The sequence below is a fragment of the Streptomyces sp. NPDC059874 genome, from assembly GCF_042731135.1.
Lineage (GTDB): Bacteria > Actinomycetota > Actinomycetes > Streptomycetales > Streptomycetaceae > Streptomyces.
Window position 1 is genome coordinate 21,024 of record NZ_JBHWJY010000062.1, and the last position, 20,135, is coordinate 41,158.

A 20,135-nucleotide genomic window follows, 5' to 3' on the forward strand; every position below is an offset into this window, starting at 1 on the left:
ACTGACACCGCCACTACACCCACCGAACTTACGAAAAGATCAGTAGTCCGCGTTGTACCGGATCACCCTGCGGGCCAGCCAGGCGCGGGCCGGGGCCAGTTCAGCCGCGATCGACTGCGCACGGGAGGCGTCGCAGACCACCCGGGCCGGCTGCGGTTCGGCCGCGGCCAGGCAGCGGCGGCGCAGGTGAGTCGGCGGGTGGGTGTCGTCGACGCTGTGCCCGCGCTGGGCCGAGACCCGGCGCAGCCGCTCGTACTCGCTCTCGGGTATGGAGCCGATCCGTGCGGCCAAGCGCTCCCATAGTGCTTGCTCGGCGGCTTCACGCGTTTCGCGGTCGCGGGAGCCACCGTTGGCCTGGGGCGCCGTTATCGACTCGTGTTGCAGGTGGCCCTCTACCGCGTCGCCGACCAGCAGCCGGTCCAGCAGCGTGATGGCCGCCGCGGTCGAACCGGCTCGGGCCGCGCCCGCGTCGGCGCGGTACTCGGCCCGTTGCGAAGCCCGCATCGTCAGGCCGTCGAGCAGGACGATCAGCCCGTAGACCGCCCAGCGCGGCATGAACACCAGGGCGTTCCAGCACAGGTACACGAGGCGCACCACGGGTTGCGGGAGCAGGACGGCGTACCAGCGGGCCAGGGACTGCAGCGCTCCGTGCGTCACGAAGGAGGAGCGGACGTCGCCATTCGCGAAATGCCCGAGCTCGTGGCCCAGCAGGGCGACGCGTTCCTGGGGCGAGAGGACCTCCCACAGCCCGGCGCCCAGGCACATCACCCGCCGGTTGCGGATCCCGTAAGTACGTACCCAGGCGTTGTGGGTGGTGTCGAGCACCACCGCGTGCACCCCGGTCGTACCCACGGCCGCCGCCACTTCGTCGATCAGCTCGAAGAGCCGGGGCGCGTCGGCGCGGTAGAGCACCGGCGCGTGCCGCGGCAATTGGCCCGGCCGGGGCAGCAGTGCCGCCAAGATCACCAGGAGCATGACGCCGAAGAGGGGCAGGATGCGAGTGTGCCACCCGCCGATGATCAGCGCCCCCGCAGCCAGCAGCAGGCCCATGGTGACCGAGTGCACCAGCAGGGAGACGCCGAAAGCCAGGACGGTCGACCTGTCCGGCCCGACCTGGTCGGCCGCCTGCCCATTCCGCTCGATCTCCTCCGCGAGCTGCTGCCCGTAGCGCATGGCCAGGCGCCGGCGGAACACCGCGAGGCGGCCCCGCTCCGGATCCGGTGCGCTCGGATCCACATTCCAGTCGCAGGCCGCGCACCAACTCACGAACCGCGCCGGCACCGCGATGGCGGCCCCGCACTCCGGGCACTGCCGAACCTGCGGCGCGTCCACCTCGTCGACCGTTTCCATGCCTGCTGATCCTCTCCCCGCGGCGGACCAGTTTGATCCCCGGTCCGCAGGATAGGCGCGGTCAGCGCGGGATCCGCGGTCGCCCCAGGCTGGACGCTTTTGGCCATGCCGAGGGCAGTGTCGTCGCGTTGAACATCAGTGGTGACGCTGGTGCGAGTCACGGAACGGCACTCGGCGCGTTCGCGCAGGGCCTCTACCGGCAATCCGAGCACGACTCAGGAGCTTGGTCGCAGTCTCACAGGCCAGAGCCGAGTGGATTGAGCACAAGCGTTGGCAAGCTACACCGACTGCCGCGCTCAGTCATACGGGGAACCACGGATCGGCCGCGAACCCCCTGCTCGTGCGGAGCGTCCGGAGGGCATGGAGCAAATCGACCCGATCCATGTCAGCGAGCCCGGCCTCCTGGCCTTGGACATCACCGGCCGGGACGAGGCCACCGGGCATGCGGCGGCCCAGGAGCTGGGGCGCCGGTGGGCTACCTCTGGCACTCCGAGCATCCAGCGCGTGCCGGCAGAGCCTGGGGTGACAGCACGGCTGTGCGCCGATCTGAGGCGCAGCGCCGACGACCCGGACCCTGGTAGCCCCGCCCCACTGCACGGTCGGCACGGCGCGACACTGCCGGTCGGGTGCACCTCGCCGCCGCGCGCCACCAACGCCTAGAGCCTGTCTCCTTGATGAGCCGGTCCACTGATCGGCGCCTCCTGAATGCTTGCGGCATCGCGCATGGAAGCCTGTCCACATGGACACATTCGCGGACCGATTCGACGGCGGGTGCAAGTGGTGGGAAGCCGCCATCGAAGAAGCGCAGGAAGGGCGCTGGGTCCGTGACGCCGTGGAACGGCAAGTCATCAAGGACATCGGCGCCGCCACAAACCCTCTCCATGGCGGACGGATGGCCCCGTTCACCGAGGACTCGTGGCACATACGCATCGGGAGGATCGCGAACTGGGGCGGGGTGCTGCGGCTCGCGGCCCGGTCAGGCGGCTGGGTGCTCCAACCCGTCGCCGGACGCGTCCCGTCAAACCCTGCCGGCATGACCGAGCTGCTGTCTGGCCTCTACGCGGTCGGCGAGCAAGGAGAAATCTGGATGCGGCAGCTCCTGAAGGGTGAGCTGCCACCAGAAGACGAGATCGCGAAGGCTGAGGGCTTCCTCACCGGGCCGGGATCCGTCGAGGACCTTGAGCTCTTCTTCTACGACTGAAAGGCCGTCGCTTCGTCGTCACCGCCGTGCCCAGATGAGGATGGCGGCGAGGTGGAGTGCGGCCTGGTAGGCGATGGCAAGCTTGTCCGTTCGCATGGCCAGGCTGCGCCACTGCCTGAGCGGTTGATGCATCGCTCGACCGCGTTGCGTTGCCTATATGCCTCGGCGTCGAAAGCCGGTGGGCGACCTCCGGCGCGGCCTCGCCGCAGACGGTGGCCGATCTGGTCGGACGGCTACGGACAGAGCCGGGCGCCGGCGTCGATGCGCATCTCCGCGGCACACGGCAGACCCGCTGTGTGCCGTCAGCGGCTACTCGGCCGGTACGTAGGTGAGGGTCGTGTTCGGGCAGCCCGCATCGAAGCGCAGCAGCGCCCCCGTGCGACGTGGGCCAACGCAATGTGCGGCGCGGCAGGAGCAGGCGGCGTTGGAACCCATGGCTGCGCCGGCAATGCAGGCCGCTTCCGCCTCCAGGACGCTGAGGGGCACGGTGTGGTCTGGTTGTGGGGGGTGCCGAATCGTGATCCACCTGGCTTTCGATCGCACGTACGATGCCGAGCGTGATCGTTGCTTACGTGCACGCAACCTCCCAGAGCTTTGCCCTCGGGCAGGTGACCGGCGTTCTCTCCATTTTCGGCGTCGCCATCGTGCTGCTCTGGCGCCTTACCCGGTCCTGGCGCACGCCGTCGACCCCGGCGGGGGGCGACCCTGCCACCACCCTTCGCGAGGAACAGAGGCGCCGACTGATCATCATCGGTCTTACAGCGCTGATCGCGGTGGGCGCGGGGATGCAGGCCGTGGCCTCGTACAACCCGGAGCCACGAGCCTCCGAAGCAGTGGCGACCGGGCCCGTTTCCGCTGGCCAGGGTGGGCAGGCGGACACGTCGCGCACTGTCGTTCTGCCGGACAGCTTCTCGGAGTTCCGGCGAATGACCGGCGAGGCCGCGAAGCAAACCGAGGCAGCGGTGCTGGCGGGCCGCAAACTGCCCCGTCCGCAGGTCAGCGCACCCGGAGTGGGGAATCAAGGTGAGCAGGTCTGGGGAGCACCCCGAGCGAGGGTGGGGAAATTCAAGGCTGTGGCGGATATTTCGTGATGGCCAGTTCTAAACATCCGTCATGACCGGCAATGCCCCTTCATCAGCATGGTGTTCGTGGGGGACGAACAGTTCTGGGATCTGGTGTGGCCCGACGTCGAGGGGCTGGACATCGATGCGGTGAGCGTCGTCGGCGATGCCGTGTGGATCGACCTGCATGCTCGGCAGCCGACGGTGACGTGCCCCTCGTGCGGCGGGACCGCTTCACGCATGCACAGCACGTACATGCGGCGCCTGACCGACCGCCCGCTAGGAGGTCGACGGGTGCTGCTGCGCCTGCGGACCCGCCGGTTCTTCTGCGACAACGGCCTGTGCTCCCGCCGGACCGTGGCCGAGCAGGTATCGAGCCTGACCACGAGGTACAGGCGCCGAACCACGGCCCTCGCCCGGATGGTGCAGGCGATCGGGCTGGCCGTCGGCGGCCGGGCAGGCGCCCGATACTCGCTCGCTACCTGCCGGTACGGGCGAGTCGGGACGTGATCGTGCGGGAAGTCCGCCGGCTCCCGGACCCGCCGTCCGGCCAGGTCGCGGTGCTCGGAATCGACGAGTTCGCGTTCCGCAAGGGCGCCACCTACGGCACCGTCCTTATCGATGTCGAAACGCGACGGCCCATCGACCTCCTGCCCGACCGCACCGCGGACACGGTCGCCGCTTGGCTCGCCGACCACCCCGAGATCAAGGTGATCTGCCGGGATCGGTGCAGCACGTTCAGCCAGGCCGCCGCCCGCGCGGCACCCGACGCGATCCAGGTCGCAGACAGGTGGCATTTGCTGCACTCGCTCGCCCGCGCCGTCGAAAGAACCGCCCACCAGCACCGCGCCTGCCTGCGCAAAGACGCCGAGAGCGACGATCTGGCCCAGCCCGAGGAGCCGTCGTCCCCCGCTGCCCTGGCGGCGCTGATCGGACCACCGGAGCCGAACGACCCACCGGACGGCCAGCTCCTGGCCCGCGTCCGCCAGTGGCATACCGACATCCACCAGCTGCGCGAACGCGGCTGGACGATCAGCGCGATCGCCGACCGCCTGGGCCGGGACCGCAAGACCGTCCGCCACTACGTGACCACCGACCTCGACCAGATCCTCGCCTCCGCACGCGAACGCCGCCCCAACGGCCACATCAACCGCTTCAAGCCTTACCTGCAACAACGCTTCCTCAGCGGCGCGACCAACGCCTCCGCGCTGTTCAGTGAGATCCGCGAACGCGGCTACCGCGGCAGCCGCGTTGTGGTCACCAAGTACATCGCGACCCTCCGCGCCGGCACCGCCGCCCCTGAACCACGCCAGCCGATCCCCCGGCCCTCGCCGCATCACGACCTGGATCATGCGCCGCCCCGACACCCTGACCGACAGCCAGCGCGAACAGCTCAACCGGATCCTGTATGCCGGCCCCAATCTGGCCACCGCCCGCGAACTCGCCCACGAGTTCAGCGCCATCGCCCGCGAACGCCGAGGCCACGACCTCACCCACTGGATGACCCGCGCCCTCGGCCAAAAGCCGCCCCCAATCCAGGGCTTCGCCGCCTTCCTCCAGAACGACTGGGACGCCGTCATCAACGGCCTCACCCTGTCCTGGAGCTCCGGCGCCGTCGAAGGCCAGGTCACACGTATCAAACTGATCAAACGCAGGTCCTACGGACGAGCATCATTCCCGCTGCGGACCCTCGTTCTTGCCCAGCCACCGTGACCGCTCGGTGCCGCGATCTCGCCGCGCTATACGTCCTGGCCGCGTCGTCTGACCCGTACCCTGGCGGCCCAGAAGGCTGCCGGACGGCGGTGAATGCGGCGCGGTCACTCAGCCTGTGCAGCCAGCGACGGCATCCGGTGGGGCGCAGTTGTTCGGGTGGTTGCGCTCGACCTCGGTGCTGTTCAGCGTGACGGTGCCGGACTCTTCGAAGATGCCGCCCCCGTCGCCCGCCTTGTTGTCGGTGACGGCGCTGTCGTTCAGGCTCGTGGAGCCGACACCGTTGAAAATGCCGCCGCCCCGGGCAGTGCCGCCGCCGGAGGCTCGAACGGCGTTATTGGTGATCTTCGATTTGTCGATCTTCACGGAACCACCAGTGGCGTTGTTGATTCCGCCGCCCTGAGCACTACCGCCACCGGAAGCACTGGCAGTGTTCCGCTGGACTGTGGTCTGGCTCAGTTCGAGGTTGCCGAGGGCGCCGATCTGGATCCCACCGCCCACCGCGGTGCCGCCGTCCGGGGCGCTGGCGTGGTTGTCGACGACACGGGAGCCGGTCACGGACAGAACGGCGTTGCTCGCGACTCCGCCGCCCTGGGCGAAGCCGCCCGGGGCGCTGGCGGTGTTGTTGGCGATGACGCTGTCAGTCACCGTCATCGCGTCCGGCGGCACGGCGCCGGTGGTCAGAGCGGCGCGCGCGAAGCCGCCCGGGGCGCTGGCCTGGTTGTGGGCAAAGGTGGTCTTCCTGACCGTCGTTCGGGCGAAACCGGCGAGGCCGGAGCCGAACGCAAAACTGTTGGTTCTTTCGGTGACACTGACAGTATTGTTGGTGAATCGACTGTTTTCCACCGTCAACGGCCCGTTGTTCAAAACCCCGCCGCCCGCTGCGGAACTCTGAACCTCGCCGTTGTAGACGGCGGTGTTTCCGCTGATCTCGGTGTCGTTCAAGGTCGCCGTACCAGCGCCTTCGAAGGTGCCGGTTTCGATGCCGCCGCCCTCGGCGAAGACGTCGGATTCGGCGGTGTTGTGGATCACCTGGCTGTGGTTCACCGTCAGCGTGCCGAGGCTGGAAATGCCGCCACCGCAGGCCCCGCCTCCCGGGAAGTTGGGGCAGTCCGTCGCCTTGCCGCCGCTGATCGTCGACTTGTTGAGCTTCAGTTTCCCTGCCTCGTCCACGAAGAGGATGCGGAAGTCCGGGGCGGACTTGTCGCGCGTGATCTTCGCGCCGTGTCCTTCGATGGTGATCTCGCTGGTGATGGCCGGCAGGCCGTTGGCGGGGTTGTCGGGGTCGGGGGCCGTCAGCTTGTAGGTGCACTTGCGGGCCAGGCGGATGGTGTCGGCGCCCGGTGAACTGTTCGCCGTCTTGATCGCCTCGACGAGGTCCGGGACCGAGCACCGCACGGTTGCAGCGCCGGCGTGGGCGACCTGTCCCGGTAGCGCGAGCCCGGCCGTGGCCGCCAGGCCGAGTGCGGCGATGAGCCGGGCGGGACCCGAACGCCGAGCACCGAGGAGAGAAGCCTTCGCTCGGAGGTTCTGCCGTGACATCAGGGGCTCCTCTATTTCCCGCACCGGAAGGCAGCGCATCTGAGCGGGTTTCGTCCAGATGCCCAGGCCGCCACGACGCGGGCCCTTTGGCGTGGCGTGCCGGAGCCACCCGATCACGTCTCCTACCTGGCGGCTCCCTGACATGACGCCAGTCCGTTCGTGTCTACCGGACCGGAGCAACTCCAATGGTCCATTCGTGCCAATCGGCAGCTAGGTTCCAGCACCCGTGGAGACGCCCCCGTTCGAAAGCGGGCGGTTTTCCCCCCGCATCAGACGCTCGACCTCGGCCACGGTGAACACCGTCGCACTCCCGTCACGAAATATCAGCCACAGCCATTTCAGGGCTGTGGCGTGCATTTCGTGACAGTCACAGAGTAGCGGCCGGTCCAGCACCGGCTCCGGCGTTCCGTGCCCGCATACGGACGTGCCCTGAGGAAGGGCGCATGGAAATGTGGCCCAGGTCCGCTCGGGTCAAAAGTGCGACGAGGGAATGGCCCCTACGGATCTCCACCGCTCCCCATGTACTGGTGGAGACCAGTGCTTGCTCAGCGACCAGCAGAGCGTCTACCAGGTGGGCAGCACAACCGACCGGCACGTCCTGGCGGTCGACTGTTCGGACCCGATAGGTGTCCTGGCCGTGCGGATCATCGAGTACCTGGACGTCGGACCGTGAAATGGAGAGGACCAGGCGGTTCCCATGGAGCACCTCGACACGGTCGGCGATGTTCTCGCGGATCCAGAAGCAGGCTATGCCGCCGGCCTGAGTCAGAACGTCCACCCCGGTCACGTCGAGAAGAGTGGGTGGTCCTTCCGACCGCGTCACATCGCGCCGGAGCCGGTACAGGTGTCCATCGGAATCTATGAATCCTCCTTGTGTGGAGCCCGCTTGACCGTACCCCCTGGGAAGCCGTCACGAAATATCGGCCACAGCCGATTTCAGAGATCCTCATCAACAGCACCTGGGCTGACTGGGCCCCCCGTTGGCCAAGGACGTGAGGCCGGTACCGCAGGCGGGCCGGGTCGCGTCGTGCTGGGCTACAGGTACACCTGCCACCAGCGGTCCGCCTCAGCGCGAGCCACTTCGGTGTCGTACTGACTCGCGTCGAAGTGGAGCTCCGGCGGAGGGTGGGGCACGGGGGTGTGCGCCGCCCACGGAACTTCCCAGTCCGACCACTGCACGATCTCCCCGAACCGCTGGACGATCACGGTCAGGAAGCCGCAGCAGCCACCGGTGCAGTCCGGTTCCCCCAGCTCCAGGCGGCGGGCCTCGCCGGTCGCCCAGAGAGGGGTAGGACGGTCGGCCGGCAGCGCATCAGCCGCGTACGGTCCGCGGCCGCCTTCGCCAACCGCCTCTTCGACCACGTCCTCGCCGTTGACCCAGAATCGCACCTGGGGGGCGAACCGGGGTCCCGGCGGCAACACCTTGATCTCCAAACGATCGAACATCAGACCACCATACGGGGCGCGCTGACGTCGGCGCGCGGCCCAGCCGCGGCGTACCTCAACCCGGCCAGCGGGAGGGGCCACAAGGTGCCTCCCATTCTCGTGAACATCGACCACGGCTCAGTCGGGGCGCCTCCCGAAGACGTGTACATCCGCCGTCGGGACTCGGTTCTGGCACAGATCTTGGGGAGTCGTCGCGGAGCGTTACCCCGATGTTCGATTGCGAGGAGTCGGGTTCGTGTGAGACCGCGTACGCCTTGTCGTCGGACAGCTGGAAGTGACGCTCCCTCAGGTGTCTGCTGGCCGCTGCTGCGGTCGGTTGTGGGCGGTGATGGTGCTGGTCATGCAGACCGATGCACTGTTCTGGGACTCGCTGGTGTTCGAGGGGATCGATGATGTGGATGTCGAGGCGGTTACGGCCGCGTTCGGCATGGTCGAGGTGGTGGCGAGAGGCTGGGCGGCCGGCTCTGCATGTCCGGACTGCGGCCGCTTCTCGGACCGAGTCCACGACCGATACCAGCGCAGGCTGAAGGACCTTCCGCTCGCTGAGCAGGGCTTTGTGATCCGGCTGACGGTCCGGCGCTTCATCTGCGGAGCGGCGGACTGCCCGCGCCGGACGTTCACCGAGCCGTTCTCGCGGCTCGCCGCCCCGCACGCACGGTTCACCACGCGGCTCAACCACGCCCTGGAGCGAGTGGGACTCGCGCTGGCCGGGCGGGCCGGCGCCCGGCTGGCAGCCCGGCTGGGCTTCGGCGCGGGAAGAATGACCCTATTACGCAGGGTCGTGGCACTGCCCGATCCGGAGTTCAGTACTCCGCGTGTGCTGGGCGTGGACGACTTCGCGATCCGCCGCGGCCAGACCTACTCCACCGTCCTGACCAGCGTCGAAGACCACCAAGTGGTCGATGTCCTCCCGACACGTGAAGCCGGTCCGCTAGCCGCGTGGCTGATCCGTCACCCAGGCGTGGAGATCATCTGCCGGGACCGGGCGGGCGCCTACGCCGAGGGCGCCCGGCGCGGTGCCCCCGACGCCCTGCAGGTCGCCGACCGGTTCCACCTGTGGCAGGGCCTCGGCAGAGCCGTGGAGACCTGCGTCGCCGCCCACCGCGACTGCCTGCGCGACCCGTCGCCCAGCGGCATGCTGCCGGAGGCCACCGGAGGGCCTGCCGGTCGACCGCCGGACGACTCGGCACCCGTAGGCCGGCGGGCCGAGCGCAAGAAGGCCGCACACGCCTTGGTCCACGAGCTGCTTGCCCAAGGCCACTCACGCCGGGCGATCGCCCGGCACCTGGGCTGGGGCCTCAACACCGTGCTCCGCTACGCGAACGCCGCACGCTGGCAGGACACCATCCGCGACAACCGGCCCAGGCCCAGCAGACTGGACCCCTACAAGCCCTACCTGGAACGACGGTTTGCCGAGGGATGCACCAGCGTCACCCACCTCCACAGCGAACTCGCCGCCGCCAACGCGCCCGTCACATACCAGATGGTCCGCGCCCACATCGCCAGCCTCCGCCGGGCTCCGGCCGGCGCGGCGCCCCGGCCCCCGACGGTGCGCCAGGTGACCGGCTGGCTCACCCGACACCCCACCGCGCTGAGCGAGGACGACCGCGCCGGCCTGAAGGATGTCCTGACGCGCTGCCCCGAACTGGAATCAGCCGCCAGGCATGTCCGCGACTTCGGCGAGATACTCAGCAACCGTCTGGGTGCCACGCTTCCTGCCTGGATCGACTCGGTCGACGCCAGTCAGCTACCCGGCCTCAGCGGCTTCGCACTCCACCTGCACCGAGACCTCGACGCCGTGACAGCCGGCCTCACCCTGGACTGGAGTTCCGGCAGCATCGAGGGAGCCGTCAACCGCATCAAGAAGATCAAAGACAGCTCTACGGCCGAGCCGGATTCGAACTACTCCGCAAAATGATCCTGCTTCAGTAGCGCCCGCCAACGGTGTTGGTGTGTCACGGGCGAGCACGTTCGCCATCAGAGGTCGGCCGTCCAGAACCCCACAGGACGCTCGGACCTACGCAACGGCTACTGCAATATGGCTCAAGTGAGCGTATCAACTGAGCAAGTGCAGACCGCAGGTCGTCTCTGGCAGGAACACCGCCAAGCCCCCTTCCCCGACAGCCTACGGCGTGCCGAGATCGGGGGGACAGACGTGTGGCTGCTCGACCTGTACACCGCTGGCTGCGTTCTTGCGTGGCTGGACAACGACGGCACACTCGACACGGAGAACGGCCGCATCCTGCACAGCTGCATCGAGGACCTGGACCGCGTCATCCCTGAGATCAACGACCCTGCAGGAGCTCAGTACTGCCGGCGGTTGCACCAGCTCGCCGTGCTCATATCCAGGAACCTAGCCAGCACCAAATGATGTAGTCCCCTAATCGAACAACGTCGTCACCCTCCGCAACGGCTCCCCAAGATCTGCGCCAGAACCCGGAACTCAGTGACATTTCCACTCGGCTAGATCAACATCCGCTGCCGAAACTCGGTTCTGGCACAGATCTTGGGGAGCAGTCACGGAGCGTGGTCTCAGTGTTCGATTGTGTAGGGCGGATGGGTCGGCGACGGCGTACGCTCCGCTGCCGAAGCCGCTCCAGTGACGCTCCATCAGGTCTGAGGAACCCTCTGCCGCAGTTGACTGCGACCCGCGACGGTACTGCTCATGCGGACCGAGTCATTCTGGGAGTCGATGGTCTTCCACTGCGTGGGCGACGTTGGCATTGAGGCTGTCTCGACGAGTTCGGGCATCGTCGAGGTGCTGGCGCGGGGCAGGGCCGGAGGAGCCGTGTGCCCGGACTGCAGGTCCTACTCGGATCGGGTGCACGGCACCTATCAGCGCAGGTTGAAGGACCTCCCGCTCGGCGAGCGATGCGTCTTGATCAGACTCACGGTGCGGCGCTTCATATGTGGATGGGACGGCTGTTCGCGCCGCACGTTCGCCGAGCCGTTCACGCAGTTGGCGAGGCCGTATCAGCGCTTCACGGGCCGCCTCAACCACGTCCTGGAGCGGGCTCGCGCTGGCCGGACGGGCCGGCGCCCGCCCGGCCGCGCACCTTGGCTTTGGCACGGGTCGCATGACCTTGCTACGAAGGGGCATGGCCTTGCCGGATCCCTCGTTCGACACACCGCGGGCGCTGGGCGTCGACGACTTCGCGACCTGCCGGCGCCAGACCTACTCGACCGTGCTGACCTGCGGCGAGTCCCACCGCGGGGTCGACGTGTCGCCGACCCGCGAAGCCGGCCCATGGCGGCCTGGCTGACCGATCACCCGGGTGTGGAGATCATCTGCCGCGACCGCGCCGGCGCCTACGCAGAGGGCGCCCGGCGCGGTGCACCCGACGCCGTGCAGGTCGCCGACCGGTTCCATCTCTGGCAGGACCTGGGGGCTTCGCACTCCATATCCTGCGAGACCTCGACGCCGTGACCGCCGGCCTCACCCTGGAGTGGAGCTCCGGCAGCGTCGAAGGAGCCGTCAACCGAATCAAAAAGATCAAGAGGCAGCTCTACGGGCGAGCCGGGTTCGACCTCCTTCGGAAGATGATCCTGCTCCAGTAGCACTCCGCAGCCCCTTTGGGACCGCATTGTCAAACGATCAAGTAATTCCCACGATCTGCATGATCAGCGTCAGGTACCTCGCCACCCTGGCGGTCACGATTCCCCAGGGGGACGCTGACCGTTGATGGTGCTCGTAACAAAAGACTGCCGGAGTAATGCCGAGATGATCTGGCACCCGACTGACCGCGAGGAAAAATCCGTTGGCTGTCGGTGTTCCCTGCTGGAACGATCCTGGGATGACCGACCACCGTGACGCCGTCCTCCGCCTGTGGGGTCGCCAGCTCTACGAGCGTCAGGGAGAGCCACTCGCCTGGGCGGAGGCGGTCCTGGAGGCCACCGGTCGCCCGCCGACCGCCGTCACCGCGGCGATGTCCGGCCGACTCGACGCCCTCGCTGATTCCCCATCGGACCGCGCACGGCTGCTGTTCCGTACGGTCGCCAAGCTGGCCGCGAACCTGCGGGGCGACGGCCGCTACGACGCGGACGTCGGCACCCGAATCGGCCCACTGGCCCTGTGGTTGGGCGAGCTCGAACCACCGCTCGCCGGCCCGCTCGGGGACGCACTCGGCCACCCGCCGGACGGGCCGACATCCCTCGTCACCGTCCACGCCGCCGAGTTGAGCAGGAACCGCACGATCCGGCTGCGGGCGATCGACGCCCTACTGGAATGGGCCGAGCTCGGCCATCCGCAGGCCCGGGCGGCCCTGTCCGAGGTCGCCTCCGACCACCGGACGCAGGATGTCACTGTCTGGACCAAGGCACTCAACCGGATCGCCCTGTTCGGCGACGCGAGCGTCGAACCGGGCCTACTGCGCGCGCTCGCCGACACCGGGCACCGCGGGGTGCGGTGGTCGGCGCTCGCCTGTGCGGAACTCGGCTTCCACCAGGCCGTTCCGCTGATCACCGCCCTGCTGGAGCATCCCGATCCAATGGTCCGCGAGGGTGCCTGCGAGGCGCTCGGCCTCTTTGAGGAACACGCCGCCGTGCCCGCCTTGACAGCCCGGCTGAACGACGAGACCACCTGGGTACGCAGCAGGGCCGCCCTGGCGCTCGGCCAAATCGGCGGCGACCGGGCACTCGCTGCGCTCTGGCAGGCCATGATGGAACGCCGGAACCCGAAGGCCAGTCATCTCGCCTCAGCGATCGCTGCCTTCGGCCCGCCGGTGGTGGACGACCTGATCGCCCTCACCACCGATCCCGACCCGGACCTCCGAGCACTGGCCTGCCGCGCTCTCGGCTCCACCGCCGACGACCGGGCCCTGCCGGCACTGGAACGCCTCGCCGCCCACGACCTCGCCAGAACCACCCTCGGCGGCCTCGTGGCAACCGCCGCCAAGCAGGGACTGCGGACCGCGCACCGCATTCGCGCGCGCACCGCATCGACCTGAGCTCGACGCTCGTCTCGACTGACGTTCACTCTGAACCCCCGTCGGTCGACCTGACCGTACAGCGGCTGGGCGTGAGACGGTGGGGAATTGTCTGACGTTTGACATGGGGAACTGACCGACCGTCGACAGCACTACCGTTGGGCTGTGGCATGGAGCGAAACGGAGTACCTCGACTGCCTGCATTCAGAGCGGCGCGGCTACGCGTGGGCCATGCAGCATCATGGTGGGTTGTCTCCAGAAGAAGCCGGGGAAGCCGCCCTGGAGCGGTATCCGTACGAGCCCGCCGAAGCGGCCAACCGAGGACTGATCTTTCACGACGAGGCCTGGCACTGGGCGATGCCGGCGATCCACGGCGATCGGTACGAGGCGGATCATCCCGAGCTTGTTCATCCGTCACCTGACTACCTACCCCTCGAATAGCCATGCCGTGAGCAGATTCGAACGTCCATCACTCTCTGCGACTGCTCCCCAAGATCTGTGCCAGAACCCGAAACTCGGCATCAAACGCTCTTCGTCATCACCTACGAAGCCAACGAGCGCAGCCTCCAACGCGGACGTTCGGGCCGCCGGTGCCACTTCTTCTTCCGTGGGTGAGTTGAAGATCTCGTCGCGGCTGGTGATTATTCGCTCTTGGTGATGCGGACGATTTCTGTGTTTCCGTCGTCACTGATCGCCAGCAGGCGGCCGGTGCGGGGATGGCGGGCGCGGGCTGTGAGGCCAGGGCGGCTGAGCAGTCGGTGGCCAGTAGCTATGTCGTAGACGGCCAGGCCGTGATGCAGATGCTCGTCCACTGCGAACCCCCAAGCCGCGAGACGGTTGTCCGGGCCAAAGACGTACAGCAGCGTGCCGTCGCTGGTCAGTTCGCCGGTGGGCCCCGGGAACCAGTCGGTTTCCTCCTGCCGCTCCACGTCGTAGATCCGCACGCCGTGATGCAGGTGCTTGTCCACTCCGAATCCCCAAACCGCGAGACGGTTGTCGTCGATCCAGGCCCGCGGCGCATCCCAGACCCAGGGTCTCGGGTCGGGCACAAAGCGGGACGGGCCGTCCTCGGACTCCCACGAGTTGCCACCCAGCCACGCCTCAAGATCCCAGATGGCCAGTACCCCCCAGGGGTGCCACACCCACCCATCCGACACGATGCGTCGGCCCCCAGGGGAGACGCTGAGGCCACAGAAGAAATAGTCCAGGTAGTGCGCATCTTTATCGCCGGGGGTCCGGTACTGGGGGGTGTCGCGGTCCGTCAACCGGGCACCGGTGGAGGGGTCCGAGCAGTCCAGGCGGTTCCACTCGGTGGCATGCACCAGGACCGTTCGGCCCGCGATGTCGGCGAATGCCAGGGGGAACCGGCAGACGTCCTCGTGATAATCGCCGCGGTCCAGGTGCATGGTGACGCGGCCGGTAGAGGTTTCGATCACTGCACCGTGGCGTCCTTCCGCCGACGCGACGGCGACGAAGCGCCCCACCCGATCGGTGGCAACCACCGGCGTTGCGTCGCCATCCAGGAGCAGCGGGCCGGCGGGAAGGGCCGTGATGCGTCGGATGGCCCCGTCACCGGCGGTGTCCAGCTCGATCAGTCCGTCGTCGGACACGACTATCCAGCGCTCTCCGGGCCCGTCGGCCACCGGCGTAACGGCTCGGATCCCTTCGAGGCGTACGCCGAGCGGCTGCCGCACCAGGCCGAGCTGCTGAGGAGCATCGACGGGGTTGGGAAACCCGACCACTCCCTCCCAGACGCCCTCCCGCTCAAGACGGTCCACGAGGTCCGGAGACACCGGTACCAGACCTCCCGAGGGGTCAGGGCTGGGGCCGGATGCGCATGCTGGGCACAGGTAGTCGAATGTGCGTCCCTGCGCGTGAAAGGCCCTCCAGTAGGCGCCGCTCCGGCGGCACGGTGCTCACACGCTCCGCGCGCGTCACGGTGGGCCCATTGTGGTATCGCGATTCGTGCTCGCTCTGTCATAGGCGGACTGTAGGGCACACTTCGGCTGATCTTTAAATAGATTTCCGCTGCTCGGTCACGGCTCCAACATGGCAACAGGGCCGGGGAAGTTCAAAAACATGCGTCGTGCGTGTCGCAACGGACTGGCCGAGAGCATGAACACCAAAATCCGGCTGATCACCGCATCGTCTTCGACTTCGACGCCCCACCCTCATCGTTCTCGCCATGCTCGGCCTCGGCGGCCACCGCCCGGGGGTCTGCACGGTCAGCTATGGCGCACATTGAGTGGTGATCAGTCTGGGGGATTCAGCCTTGCGGCGCGGGCTGGTTCGGTAGTGCGTATGGCATGACGCGCGTGCAGTTGTTGAACGAGAAATGGTGTACCTCGCTCCGTACGTGCCGATCGGCAGGTACGGCTCGTATCCCCAGCGGTTGCAGCAGCAGTTCGAGTGGAACCAGCGGCACGTCTCGCGGCGAGCGCGTGACCGAGCATGCATGGGCGGTCGTGGCCGGCGCGGAGCGGCGCCTGCCCCGTGTGCTGCCGTCGACTCCCAGCTCCTCCGCCACGCCGCCAGGTGGCGACCTGCGCAGCCCGCCGAGGATGCGCTTGCCTTGTCGGGACCGCTCGGGGGTGTTCGTGACTGGTGGCATTCCTCAATTTAGTGCCCAGGAGCGGGAACCGCTGATCCGTACAGCACATCCTTAAGGGGATGTGCTCGCGCACAGGGTGCGAGCCGGGTCATCGATGAAGGAGTAGGGAATGCTTGCTGTGGGTGCGGCAAACGGGCTGAGCATGGCGTTGCTCGGGCTGATGCTTGCCGTCGTGGGAGCCGTGGGAGTGGTCTGGCTGGTGCGCAGCGGCAAGGAGAACAGACGGATTTTCCGGGACGGGCTCGTGGCAGAGGCCAGATGCCTGGAGACCTACGTGATGAACAGCCGCTCCACTGACGGGTATCTGTCCAGCCGGCGGGTTCTGGTCCTTGGGTTCCACACACCAGACGGGCGGGACGTGCGGACCGAGATGGCGGACATACCCTACGCGAAGGGGGACACCGTGCCGGTGCGCTATCTTCCCGAGCGCCCTGAGCGGGTCCTGCACGCCGGGGCCCGGCCCGGGCTGGACTTCGGCTCCTGCTACAAGGGCGCGGTGTTCCTGGGCATGGTCTGCGGAGGACTCATGATCGTGAACTTCGGGTTCAGCGGTGCCTAGAACACGGAAGGTCGTACCGAAGGCGTAGCAGGCGTTCGGGGCGAGGACCAGGAGGGGGTGCATTGGGGATGGTACGAGCGGCACGGGGCTCGGAGCGGCACTGGTCGTACCCCCGGCCGGTGGCTGGCCTTCGGATGCCTACGCGCCTCGATGATCCGGCTCAAGGACCTCACCCGAACCACCCATTGATCACGGATCAATACCCGCCCCAGGACAGTCCCGGCCGGCGATGGGGGTGTTTCATACGCGGTCGCTCGTGAAACATGCCGCTTGGGCGGCGATCAAGCTGGGATTTTCGTGGTCACAGGTCGTTGCAAGTACCCCAGCGGCTGAAACACCCTCATGAAACGCGGTGGCACGACTGCCGCTCTGACCTGCGCCGTTGATCCCTACCGTTGGCTGAATCGGTCGCTCGCGTTCTGACTTACCCAGCACACCGCAACCATCGGCCTTCAAGCCTGGTCTTCATCCGCATGACAGTCATCCGACGGCCGCGATCAGCCCCGAACGATCGGGAGTTGCGACTGTGGAAGGTCGGCCGTGACCTGACGGTCACCTTCACTGCCGCAGTCCTGGCAGCGGGCAGCGTCTTCTACGGTCTGATCGTCCTGCTGGACGTCCGGGAGATCGACAGCACCGCGAAGCTCGACGCCAGCACGCTCTTCGACCTGGTGAAACTCTCCTTCGGGGTGGTCGCCGGGGCCGGCGCGCTGGTCGCCCTGGTCTATTCGGCGAGGGCCTTGTACTGGCTGCCGCGGTCGGAGTGGAAGACGACCATCCCTTGCGGTTGCCGCTGGTGGCAGGCGGCCTTGAGAGCGTCCGCGGCCAGTGAAGTGCCCAGGTGGTCGGAGGTGGCCCAGCCGACAACGCGCCGGGAGGCGATGTCGATCACGGTGGCCAGGTAGAATCGGCCGTGAAATGCCGCCTGGGCCGCGGCTTCTTCTTCGGCATGTTCTCCATCATGGACACCCCTTCCCGGGCACGAGCCCAGATCTCGGATGTCCGCCAAACCGAAGCAACCTCACCGTCTCCTTCAGCACCGCGACGTTCTCCGGCGGTGTGGTGGAGTTCGAAGGCGCTACGTTCTCCAACGGTATGGTGGACTTCAACGCCGCGACGTTCTCCGGCGGCACTGTGCACTTCCACCGGGCGAATGGTCCGGCTGCCGATGGGCTTCTCCGTTCCGTCAGCATTTCTGCTCCTGCGACGGTCACCCTGCCACGGGCCTGGGTGCCCCCGAATCCGTAGCAGCCAGGGGCTGAATCGGAGGGCGCAGTAGGGAAGGCAGTGGGCGGCCGATAGGGAAGCGAGCCCTACACACACGCCATGCCGGCTACCTGCGAAACGACACCAACCTGCACCAGGTGTACGCCACACCCTGCCCAGCTCAACGCCCCGCACCCGGGCAACGGTCGGGGCCGTGTAACCCCCGGGGGCGGGGACTCCCGGCCGTGAGCCGTGAGCAAAGACGGTCTCGAGCCTCGTTCCTCCGACGGGTCGGCTACGCCTTGATGCCATGCATGCTTTACAGTTCAACCGCCGCACCGCGCCGATGGCCTGTTCCTAAACCAAGCCGTCCCGGGGCCACGCACACTACGGCCGCCGAAGCACCGCCCCCGCGCCCGGCGGCCCTTCAGGGGGCTGGCGCTCTCCCCCCGTGCGCGCCGGCCCCAACCCCCTGCCTCAACAGGGCGCCAGCCGCCTTCTGACGCGCCCGCAACAGGTCCGCTCTTCTCCGTCCCGGATACCAGACCGGCCAGGGCCGCTCTGCCAGACGGCGACCGGCCGGGTGACCTCCCACCCTGGCCGCATGCGCGCCGGTGAGCAACCGCCGCACGTCCACGCCCCGCCGTCGAGACCACCCATCGCGGCAGCCACGTGCGGCCAGACCGGGGAAACGAGAATCGCGCCGCGGACCATGCCTCAGCATCGTGGCCCGCAGCAGAGCACGTTGATGTCGGCCTAGCGTGGAGTGCCGCGTGGCTCACGGTGATCCTGCCGACAGGCGAAACGCTCCCGCCCGCCACACCGCGGCGGGCCGCCTTCTCCGAGCCTCCCGCCCCACTCCGCAACGGGCGTGCCGCCGTGGCGGACGCCCGGTCCCCCGGGCCGCGTGGGCGGCCCGGGGGACCCGCAGGTGCGGCTGGAGCCGTGACCGGAACGATCACCGGTTAGGCCCGGTCCGGTGGGTCGTTGCCGGGGTGGCTGCGTCAAGCTGGTGTCCATGACCAGCGAACCCTTGCAGATTCCGATCGATCAGCTGCGTCGCGTTGTTGATGCGGCGCTTCGGCACGTAGAAGCGTCAGCCGGCCCCACCGTGACTCTCAAGGAGGACTACTTCTGGTCCGTGCCCAACGATTCGCTCCACGATGTCTTCAACGAGCCCGGGGACCTCACGATCGGGCGGCTTTCGGAGTCATGGCAGCACCTTGAGGATCTACTCGCCCACCAGGATCAAGCAGTGGGCCACCACCTGGTGTGGCTTGCCGACGTGATCAGGGCGATCGGCCGGGACATCCCCTGACAGGGGCTGGTCCGCGCCGGGGCAGTGTGGGCGGTCGCACGACCCACCGGATCCTCTGCTCGTACGCCTGATCCCGCAGCACGCCCGGCGGCGGCACCTGCGCGGCGGCCTGCGCCGGCATCGGCTCCACCGGGGGATTGAGCACCACCGCGGATCTCCCTCGCTCGCACCGACCCCCTGCGGCCGGCCTGACCCGCACCCGGGGGCACGACTGCGGTATCAGGTCCGGGCCGGGCCGCGTGGATCAGGTGTGGAGGCGGCTGTTGGGCCCATCCAGGTCGACGGCGCTGTCGTCGTTGAACCAGTAGTCCCCGGCGGCCAGATACCGGAATGAGTGGACGCTCTCACTGGGCAGCGCGACCGTCACCGCGCGCTTGCCGTCCTTGCGGGTCTTGAGGGTGTGGACGCCGGGCTGCCAGTCGTTGAAGTCGCCCACCACGCTCACCGGGCCGGGCGGGGTGTCGGCGGGAAGGACGAAGGTGACCTCGGTGCGGTCGTTCTTCAACGTGCGCTCCAGCATGAGCGGGCTCCTGACGGCGGAAGCGGATGGGTACGCCGCCATCGTCCAGTCAGGCACCGTGGCCCGCACGCCGACCCGGCCTCCCCCGGCCCGGCATCACCCGCCCACCACGCTCGGTGACGTAAATGATGCGACGTGTCACTCCCCGTGTGAATGTGGCGAGAGGGAATCCCCCGCCACGCATCGCAAAAGGAGTCGCCGTCATGGGCGGTATGCAGGACAAGCGCCAGGAGCCGGGCAAGGGCCGCGAGGAGCAGCAGCGCATGCCCCGCACGGGCCAGGACCCCGTCCACCCCGACGCCGGCGCACGCGGGAAGAGCCCCGAGGAGCTCAAGCGGCGCCGCGAGGAGGAGATGAGCCGCGAGCGCGGCGAGGACGAGATGCGCGACGAAGAGCTCTGAGGCCGGCCAGACCCCGCCATACCCCCGCACGCAGGACCCCGCCGGGCCCGTAATCCCCGGCGGGGTCCTGTCATGCCCCGGCTCCCAGGCCTGGCCCGCCGGGTGAGCGAGTCCTGGAGCTCCGGCCCGAAGGCCCTTCGGCACCGGGCCTTGGAACCGCCGCATTGCGGGCCCGCCGGAGCGTCCGGACGGGCCTATGGTGAAGGTGGGCTTGCTGCCGTTTCAGGGCGTGTGCATCCAATCAGGCCATCTCCCCGGAAGCCGGGCGGGCACGCATCGAGCCTG

Annotated in this window: 21 protein-coding genes and 4 pseudogenes; 18 read left to right on the forward strand and 7 right to left on the reverse strand. The window is 68.1% G+C overall.

Annotated features, from left to right (window positions below; all coding sequences use genetic code 11):
• Positions 1-39: 39 nt before the first annotated feature.
• Complete coding sequence (locus ACFV9H_RS29125; protein WP_385403875.1) at positions 40-1,350, reverse strand: M48 family metallopeptidase; 1,311 nt, start codon at positions 1,348-1,350, stop codon at positions 40-42.
• A 360-nt stretch (positions 1,351-1,710) separates the two neighbouring features.
• Here ACFV9H_RS29125 and ACFV9H_RS29130 point away from each other — a divergent pair, with 360 nt between their 5' ends.
• A complete protein-coding gene (locus tag ACFV9H_RS29130; protein WP_385403877.1) occupies positions 1,711-2,010 on the forward strand; it encodes a DUF6207 family protein in 300 nt (99 codons plus the stop codon).
• Between the two features lie 79 nt (positions 2,011-2,089).
• Positions 2,090-2,551, forward strand: a complete 462-nt coding sequence (locus ACFV9H_RS29135; protein WP_385403880.1) for a hypothetical protein — start codon at positions 2,090-2,092, stop codon at positions 2,549-2,551.
• An 18-nt stretch (positions 2,552-2,569) separates the two neighbouring features.
• Here the strand turns inward: ACFV9H_RS29135 and ACFV9H_RS29140 are convergent.
• Positions 2,570-2,784 (reverse strand): annotated as a pseudogene (locus ACFV9H_RS29140) (IS5/IS1182 family transposase); the annotation flags it as partial.
• A 324-nt stretch (positions 2,785-3,108) separates the two neighbouring features.
• On the opposite strand from ACFV9H_RS29140, the gene ACFV9H_RS29145 reads away from it, so the two are divergent.
• The 4 genes and pseudogenes from ACFV9H_RS29145 (at position 3,109) to ACFV9H_RS29160 (ending at position 5,325) form a co-directional block, all read left to right on the forward strand.
• Positions 3,109-3,642 carry a hypothetical protein gene (locus tag ACFV9H_RS29145; RefSeq protein WP_385403883.1) on the forward strand — a complete coding sequence of 178 codons (534 nt, stop codon included), beginning with the start codon at positions 3,109-3,111 and terminating at the stop codon, positions 3,640-3,642.
• A gap of 225 nt (positions 3,643-3,867) precedes the next feature.
• Positions 3,868-4,122, forward strand: a complete 255-nt coding sequence (locus ACFV9H_RS29150) for a hypothetical protein (protein ID WP_385403938.1) — start codon at positions 3,868-3,870, stop codon at positions 4,120-4,122.
• 50 nt (positions 4,123-4,172) lie between these two features.
• Positions 4,173-4,415: pseudogene (locus tag ACFV9H_RS29155) on the forward strand (transposase); the annotation flags it as partial.
• Positions 4,416-4,962: 547 nt separating this feature from the next.
• Positions 4,963-5,325, forward strand: a complete 363-nt coding sequence (locus ACFV9H_RS29160; RefSeq protein WP_385403885.1) for a transposase — start codon at positions 4,963-4,965, stop codon at positions 5,323-5,325.
• 108 nt (positions 5,326-5,433) lie between these two features.
• Here ACFV9H_RS29160 and ACFV9H_RS29165 read toward each other — a convergent pair whose 3' ends face one another.
• On the reverse strand, positions 5,434-6,864 hold the full coding sequence (locus ACFV9H_RS29165; RefSeq protein ID WP_385403887.1) for a hypothetical protein: 1,431 nt from the start codon (positions 6,862-6,864) through the stop codon (positions 5,434-5,436).
• 541 nt (positions 6,865-7,405) lie between these two features.
• Between ACFV9H_RS29165 and ACFV9H_RS29170 the strand changes: the two genes are divergently transcribed.
• The gene (locus tag ACFV9H_RS29170; protein WP_385403889.1) at positions 7,406-7,537 is read left to right on the forward strand and encodes a hypothetical protein; all 132 of its coding nucleotides are present in this window, start codon (positions 7,406-7,408) and stop codon (positions 7,535-7,537) included.
• Positions 7,538-7,899: 362 nt separating this feature from the next.
• On the opposite strand, the gene ACFV9H_RS29175 is transcribed toward ACFV9H_RS29170, so the two are convergent.
• On the reverse strand, positions 7,900-8,310 hold the full coding sequence (locus ACFV9H_RS29175) for a hypothetical protein (protein WP_385403891.1): 411 nt from the start codon (positions 8,308-8,310) through the stop codon (positions 7,900-7,902).
• A 340-nt stretch (positions 8,311-8,650) separates the two neighbouring features.
• On the opposite strand from ACFV9H_RS29175, the gene ACFV9H_RS29180 reads away from it, so the two are divergent.
• The 8 genes and pseudogenes from ACFV9H_RS29180 (at position 8,651) to ACFV9H_RS29215 (ending at position 13,676) form a co-directional block, all read left to right on the forward strand.
• Positions 8,651-10,228 (forward strand): ISL3 family transposase, encoded by a 1,578-nt coding sequence (locus ACFV9H_RS29180; RefSeq protein ID WP_385403893.1) that lies wholly within the window; start codon positions 8,651-8,653, stop codon positions 10,226-10,228.
• Between the two features lie 237 nt (positions 10,229-10,465).
• Positions 10,466-10,681, forward strand: a complete 216-nt coding sequence (locus tag ACFV9H_RS29185) for a hypothetical protein (RefSeq protein ID WP_385403896.1) — start codon at positions 10,466-10,468, stop codon at positions 10,679-10,681.
• Positions 10,682-11,002: 321 nt separating this feature from the next.
• Positions 11,003-11,209: pseudogene (locus tag ACFV9H_RS29190) on the forward strand (transposase family protein); the annotation flags it as partial.
• 205 nt (positions 11,210-11,414) lie between these two features.
• On the forward strand, positions 11,415-11,573 hold the full coding sequence (locus ACFV9H_RS29195; RefSeq protein ID WP_385403947.1) for a hypothetical protein: 159 nt from the start codon (positions 11,415-11,417) through the stop codon (positions 11,571-11,573).
• Positions 11,558-11,737: a transposase gene (locus ACFV9H_RS29200; protein ID WP_385403949.1), complete on the forward strand. Its 180-nt coding sequence runs from the start codon at positions 11,558-11,560 to the stop codon at positions 11,735-11,737. The genes ACFV9H_RS29195 and ACFV9H_RS29200 overlap by 16 nt, the downstream gene beginning before the upstream one ends.
• Positions 11,734-11,868 (forward strand): hypothetical protein, encoded by a 135-nt coding sequence (locus tag ACFV9H_RS29205; RefSeq protein ID WP_385403898.1) that lies wholly within the window; start codon positions 11,734-11,736, stop codon positions 11,866-11,868. The genes ACFV9H_RS29200 and ACFV9H_RS29205 overlap by 4 nt, the downstream gene beginning before the upstream one ends.
• Positions 11,869-12,104: 236 nt before the next feature.
• Positions 12,105-13,256 (forward strand): HEAT repeat domain-containing protein, encoded by a 1,152-nt coding sequence (locus tag ACFV9H_RS29210; RefSeq protein ID WP_385403900.1) that lies wholly within the window; start codon positions 12,105-12,107, stop codon positions 13,254-13,256.
• A 144-nt stretch (positions 13,257-13,400) separates the two neighbouring features.
• Positions 13,401-13,676: a hypothetical protein gene (locus ACFV9H_RS29215; RefSeq protein ID WP_385403902.1), complete on the forward strand. Its 276-nt coding sequence runs from the start codon at positions 13,401-13,403 to the stop codon at positions 13,674-13,676.
• A 200-nt stretch (positions 13,677-13,876) separates the two neighbouring features.
• Here the strand turns inward: ACFV9H_RS29215 and ACFV9H_RS29220 are convergent, their stop codons facing one another.
• Positions 13,877-15,028, reverse strand: a complete 1,152-nt coding sequence (locus ACFV9H_RS29220; RefSeq protein ID WP_385403905.1) for a hypothetical protein — start codon at positions 15,026-15,028, stop codon at positions 13,877-13,879.
• A gap of 927 nt (positions 15,029-15,955) precedes the next feature.
• Here ACFV9H_RS29220 and ACFV9H_RS29225 point away from each other — a divergent pair.
• Positions 15,956-16,405 carry a DUF3592 domain-containing protein gene (locus tag ACFV9H_RS29225; RefSeq protein ID WP_385403908.1) on the forward strand — a complete coding sequence of 150 codons (450 nt, stop codon included), beginning with the start codon at positions 15,956-15,958 and terminating at the stop codon, positions 16,403-16,405.
• A 736-nt stretch (positions 16,406-17,141) separates the two neighbouring features.
• Here ACFV9H_RS29225 and ACFV9H_RS29230 read toward each other — a convergent pair.
• Positions 17,142-17,309, reverse strand: a pseudogene (locus ACFV9H_RS29230) (DDE-type integrase/transposase/recombinase); the annotation flags it as partial.
• A 1,320-nt stretch (positions 17,310-18,629) separates the two neighbouring features.
• Here ACFV9H_RS29230 and ACFV9H_RS29235 point away from each other — a divergent pair.
• A complete protein-coding gene (locus ACFV9H_RS29235) occupies positions 18,630-18,929 on the forward strand; it encodes a hypothetical protein (protein ID WP_385403910.1) in 300 nt (99 codons plus the stop codon).
• 244 nt (positions 18,930-19,173) lie between these two features.
• Here the strand turns inward: ACFV9H_RS29235 and ACFV9H_RS29240 are convergent, their stop codons facing one another.
• Positions 19,174-19,449 carry an isoamylase early set domain-containing protein gene (locus tag ACFV9H_RS29240; protein ID WP_385403912.1) on the reverse strand — a complete coding sequence of 92 codons (276 nt, stop codon included), beginning with the start codon at positions 19,447-19,449 and terminating at the stop codon, positions 19,174-19,176.
• 203 nt (positions 19,450-19,652) lie between these two features.
• On the opposite strand from ACFV9H_RS29240, the gene ACFV9H_RS29245 reads away from it, so the two are divergent.
• Positions 19,653-19,850: a hypothetical protein gene (locus tag ACFV9H_RS29245; RefSeq protein ID WP_385403915.1), complete on the forward strand. Its 198-nt coding sequence runs from the start codon at positions 19,653-19,655 to the stop codon at positions 19,848-19,850.
• Positions 19,851-20,135: the final 285 nt, after the last annotated feature.

What these genes read in the sequence shown, in the direction of transcription:
- ACFV9H_RS29125 (WP_385403875.1), bottom strand. Translation starts at nt 1,350, where the DNA reads ATGGAAACGGTCGACGAGGTGGACGCGCCGCAGGTTCGGCAGTGCCCG.
- ACFV9H_RS29150 (WP_385403938.1), top strand. Translation starts at nt 3,868, where the DNA reads ATGCGGCGCCTGACCGACCGCCCGCTAGGAGGTCGACGGGTGCTGCTG.
- ACFV9H_RS29135 (WP_385403880.1), top strand. Translation starts at nt 2,090, where the DNA reads ATGGACACATTCGCGGACCGATTCGACGGCGGGTGCAAGTGGTGGGAA.
- ACFV9H_RS29235 (WP_385403910.1), top strand. Translation starts at nt 18,630, where the DNA reads ATGACCAGCGAACCCTTGCAGATTCCGATCGATCAGCTGCGTCGCGTT.
- ACFV9H_RS29160 (WP_385403885.1), top strand. Translation starts at nt 4,963, where the DNA reads ATGCGCCGCCCCGACACCCTGACCGACAGCCAGCGCGAACAGCTCAAC.
- ACFV9H_RS29200 (WP_385403949.1), top strand. Translation starts at nt 11,558, where the DNA reads ATGGCGGCCTGGCTGACCGATCACCCGGGTGTGGAGATCATCTGCCGC.
- ACFV9H_RS29240 (WP_385403912.1), bottom strand. Translation starts at nt 19,449, where the DNA reads ATGCTGGAGCGCACGTTGAAGAACGACCGCACCGAGGTCACCTTCGTC.
- ACFV9H_RS29180 (WP_385403893.1), top strand. Translation starts at nt 8,651, where the DNA reads ATGCAGACCGATGCACTGTTCTGGGACTCGCTGGTGTTCGAGGGGATC.
- ACFV9H_RS29130 (WP_385403877.1), top strand. Translation starts at nt 1,711, where the DNA reads ATGGAGCAAATCGACCCGATCCATGTCAGCGAGCCCGGCCTCCTGGCC.
- ACFV9H_RS29175 (WP_385403891.1), bottom strand. Translation starts at nt 8,310, where the DNA reads ATGTTCGATCGTTTGGAGATCAAGGTGTTGCCGCCGGGACCCCGGTTC.
- ACFV9H_RS29245 (WP_385403915.1), top strand. Translation starts at nt 19,653, where the DNA reads ATGGGCGGTATGCAGGACAAGCGCCAGGAGCCGGGCAAGGGCCGCGAG.
- ACFV9H_RS29225 (WP_385403908.1), top strand. Translation starts at nt 15,956, where the DNA reads ATGCTTGCTGTGGGTGCGGCAAACGGGCTGAGCATGGCGTTGCTCGGG.
- ACFV9H_RS29210 (WP_385403900.1), top strand. Translation starts at nt 12,105, where the DNA reads ATGACCGACCACCGTGACGCCGTCCTCCGCCTGTGGGGTCGCCAGCTC.
- ACFV9H_RS29165 (WP_385403887.1), bottom strand. Translation starts at nt 6,864, where the DNA reads ATGTCACGGCAGAACCTCCGAGCGAAGGCTTCTCTCCTCGGTGCTCGG.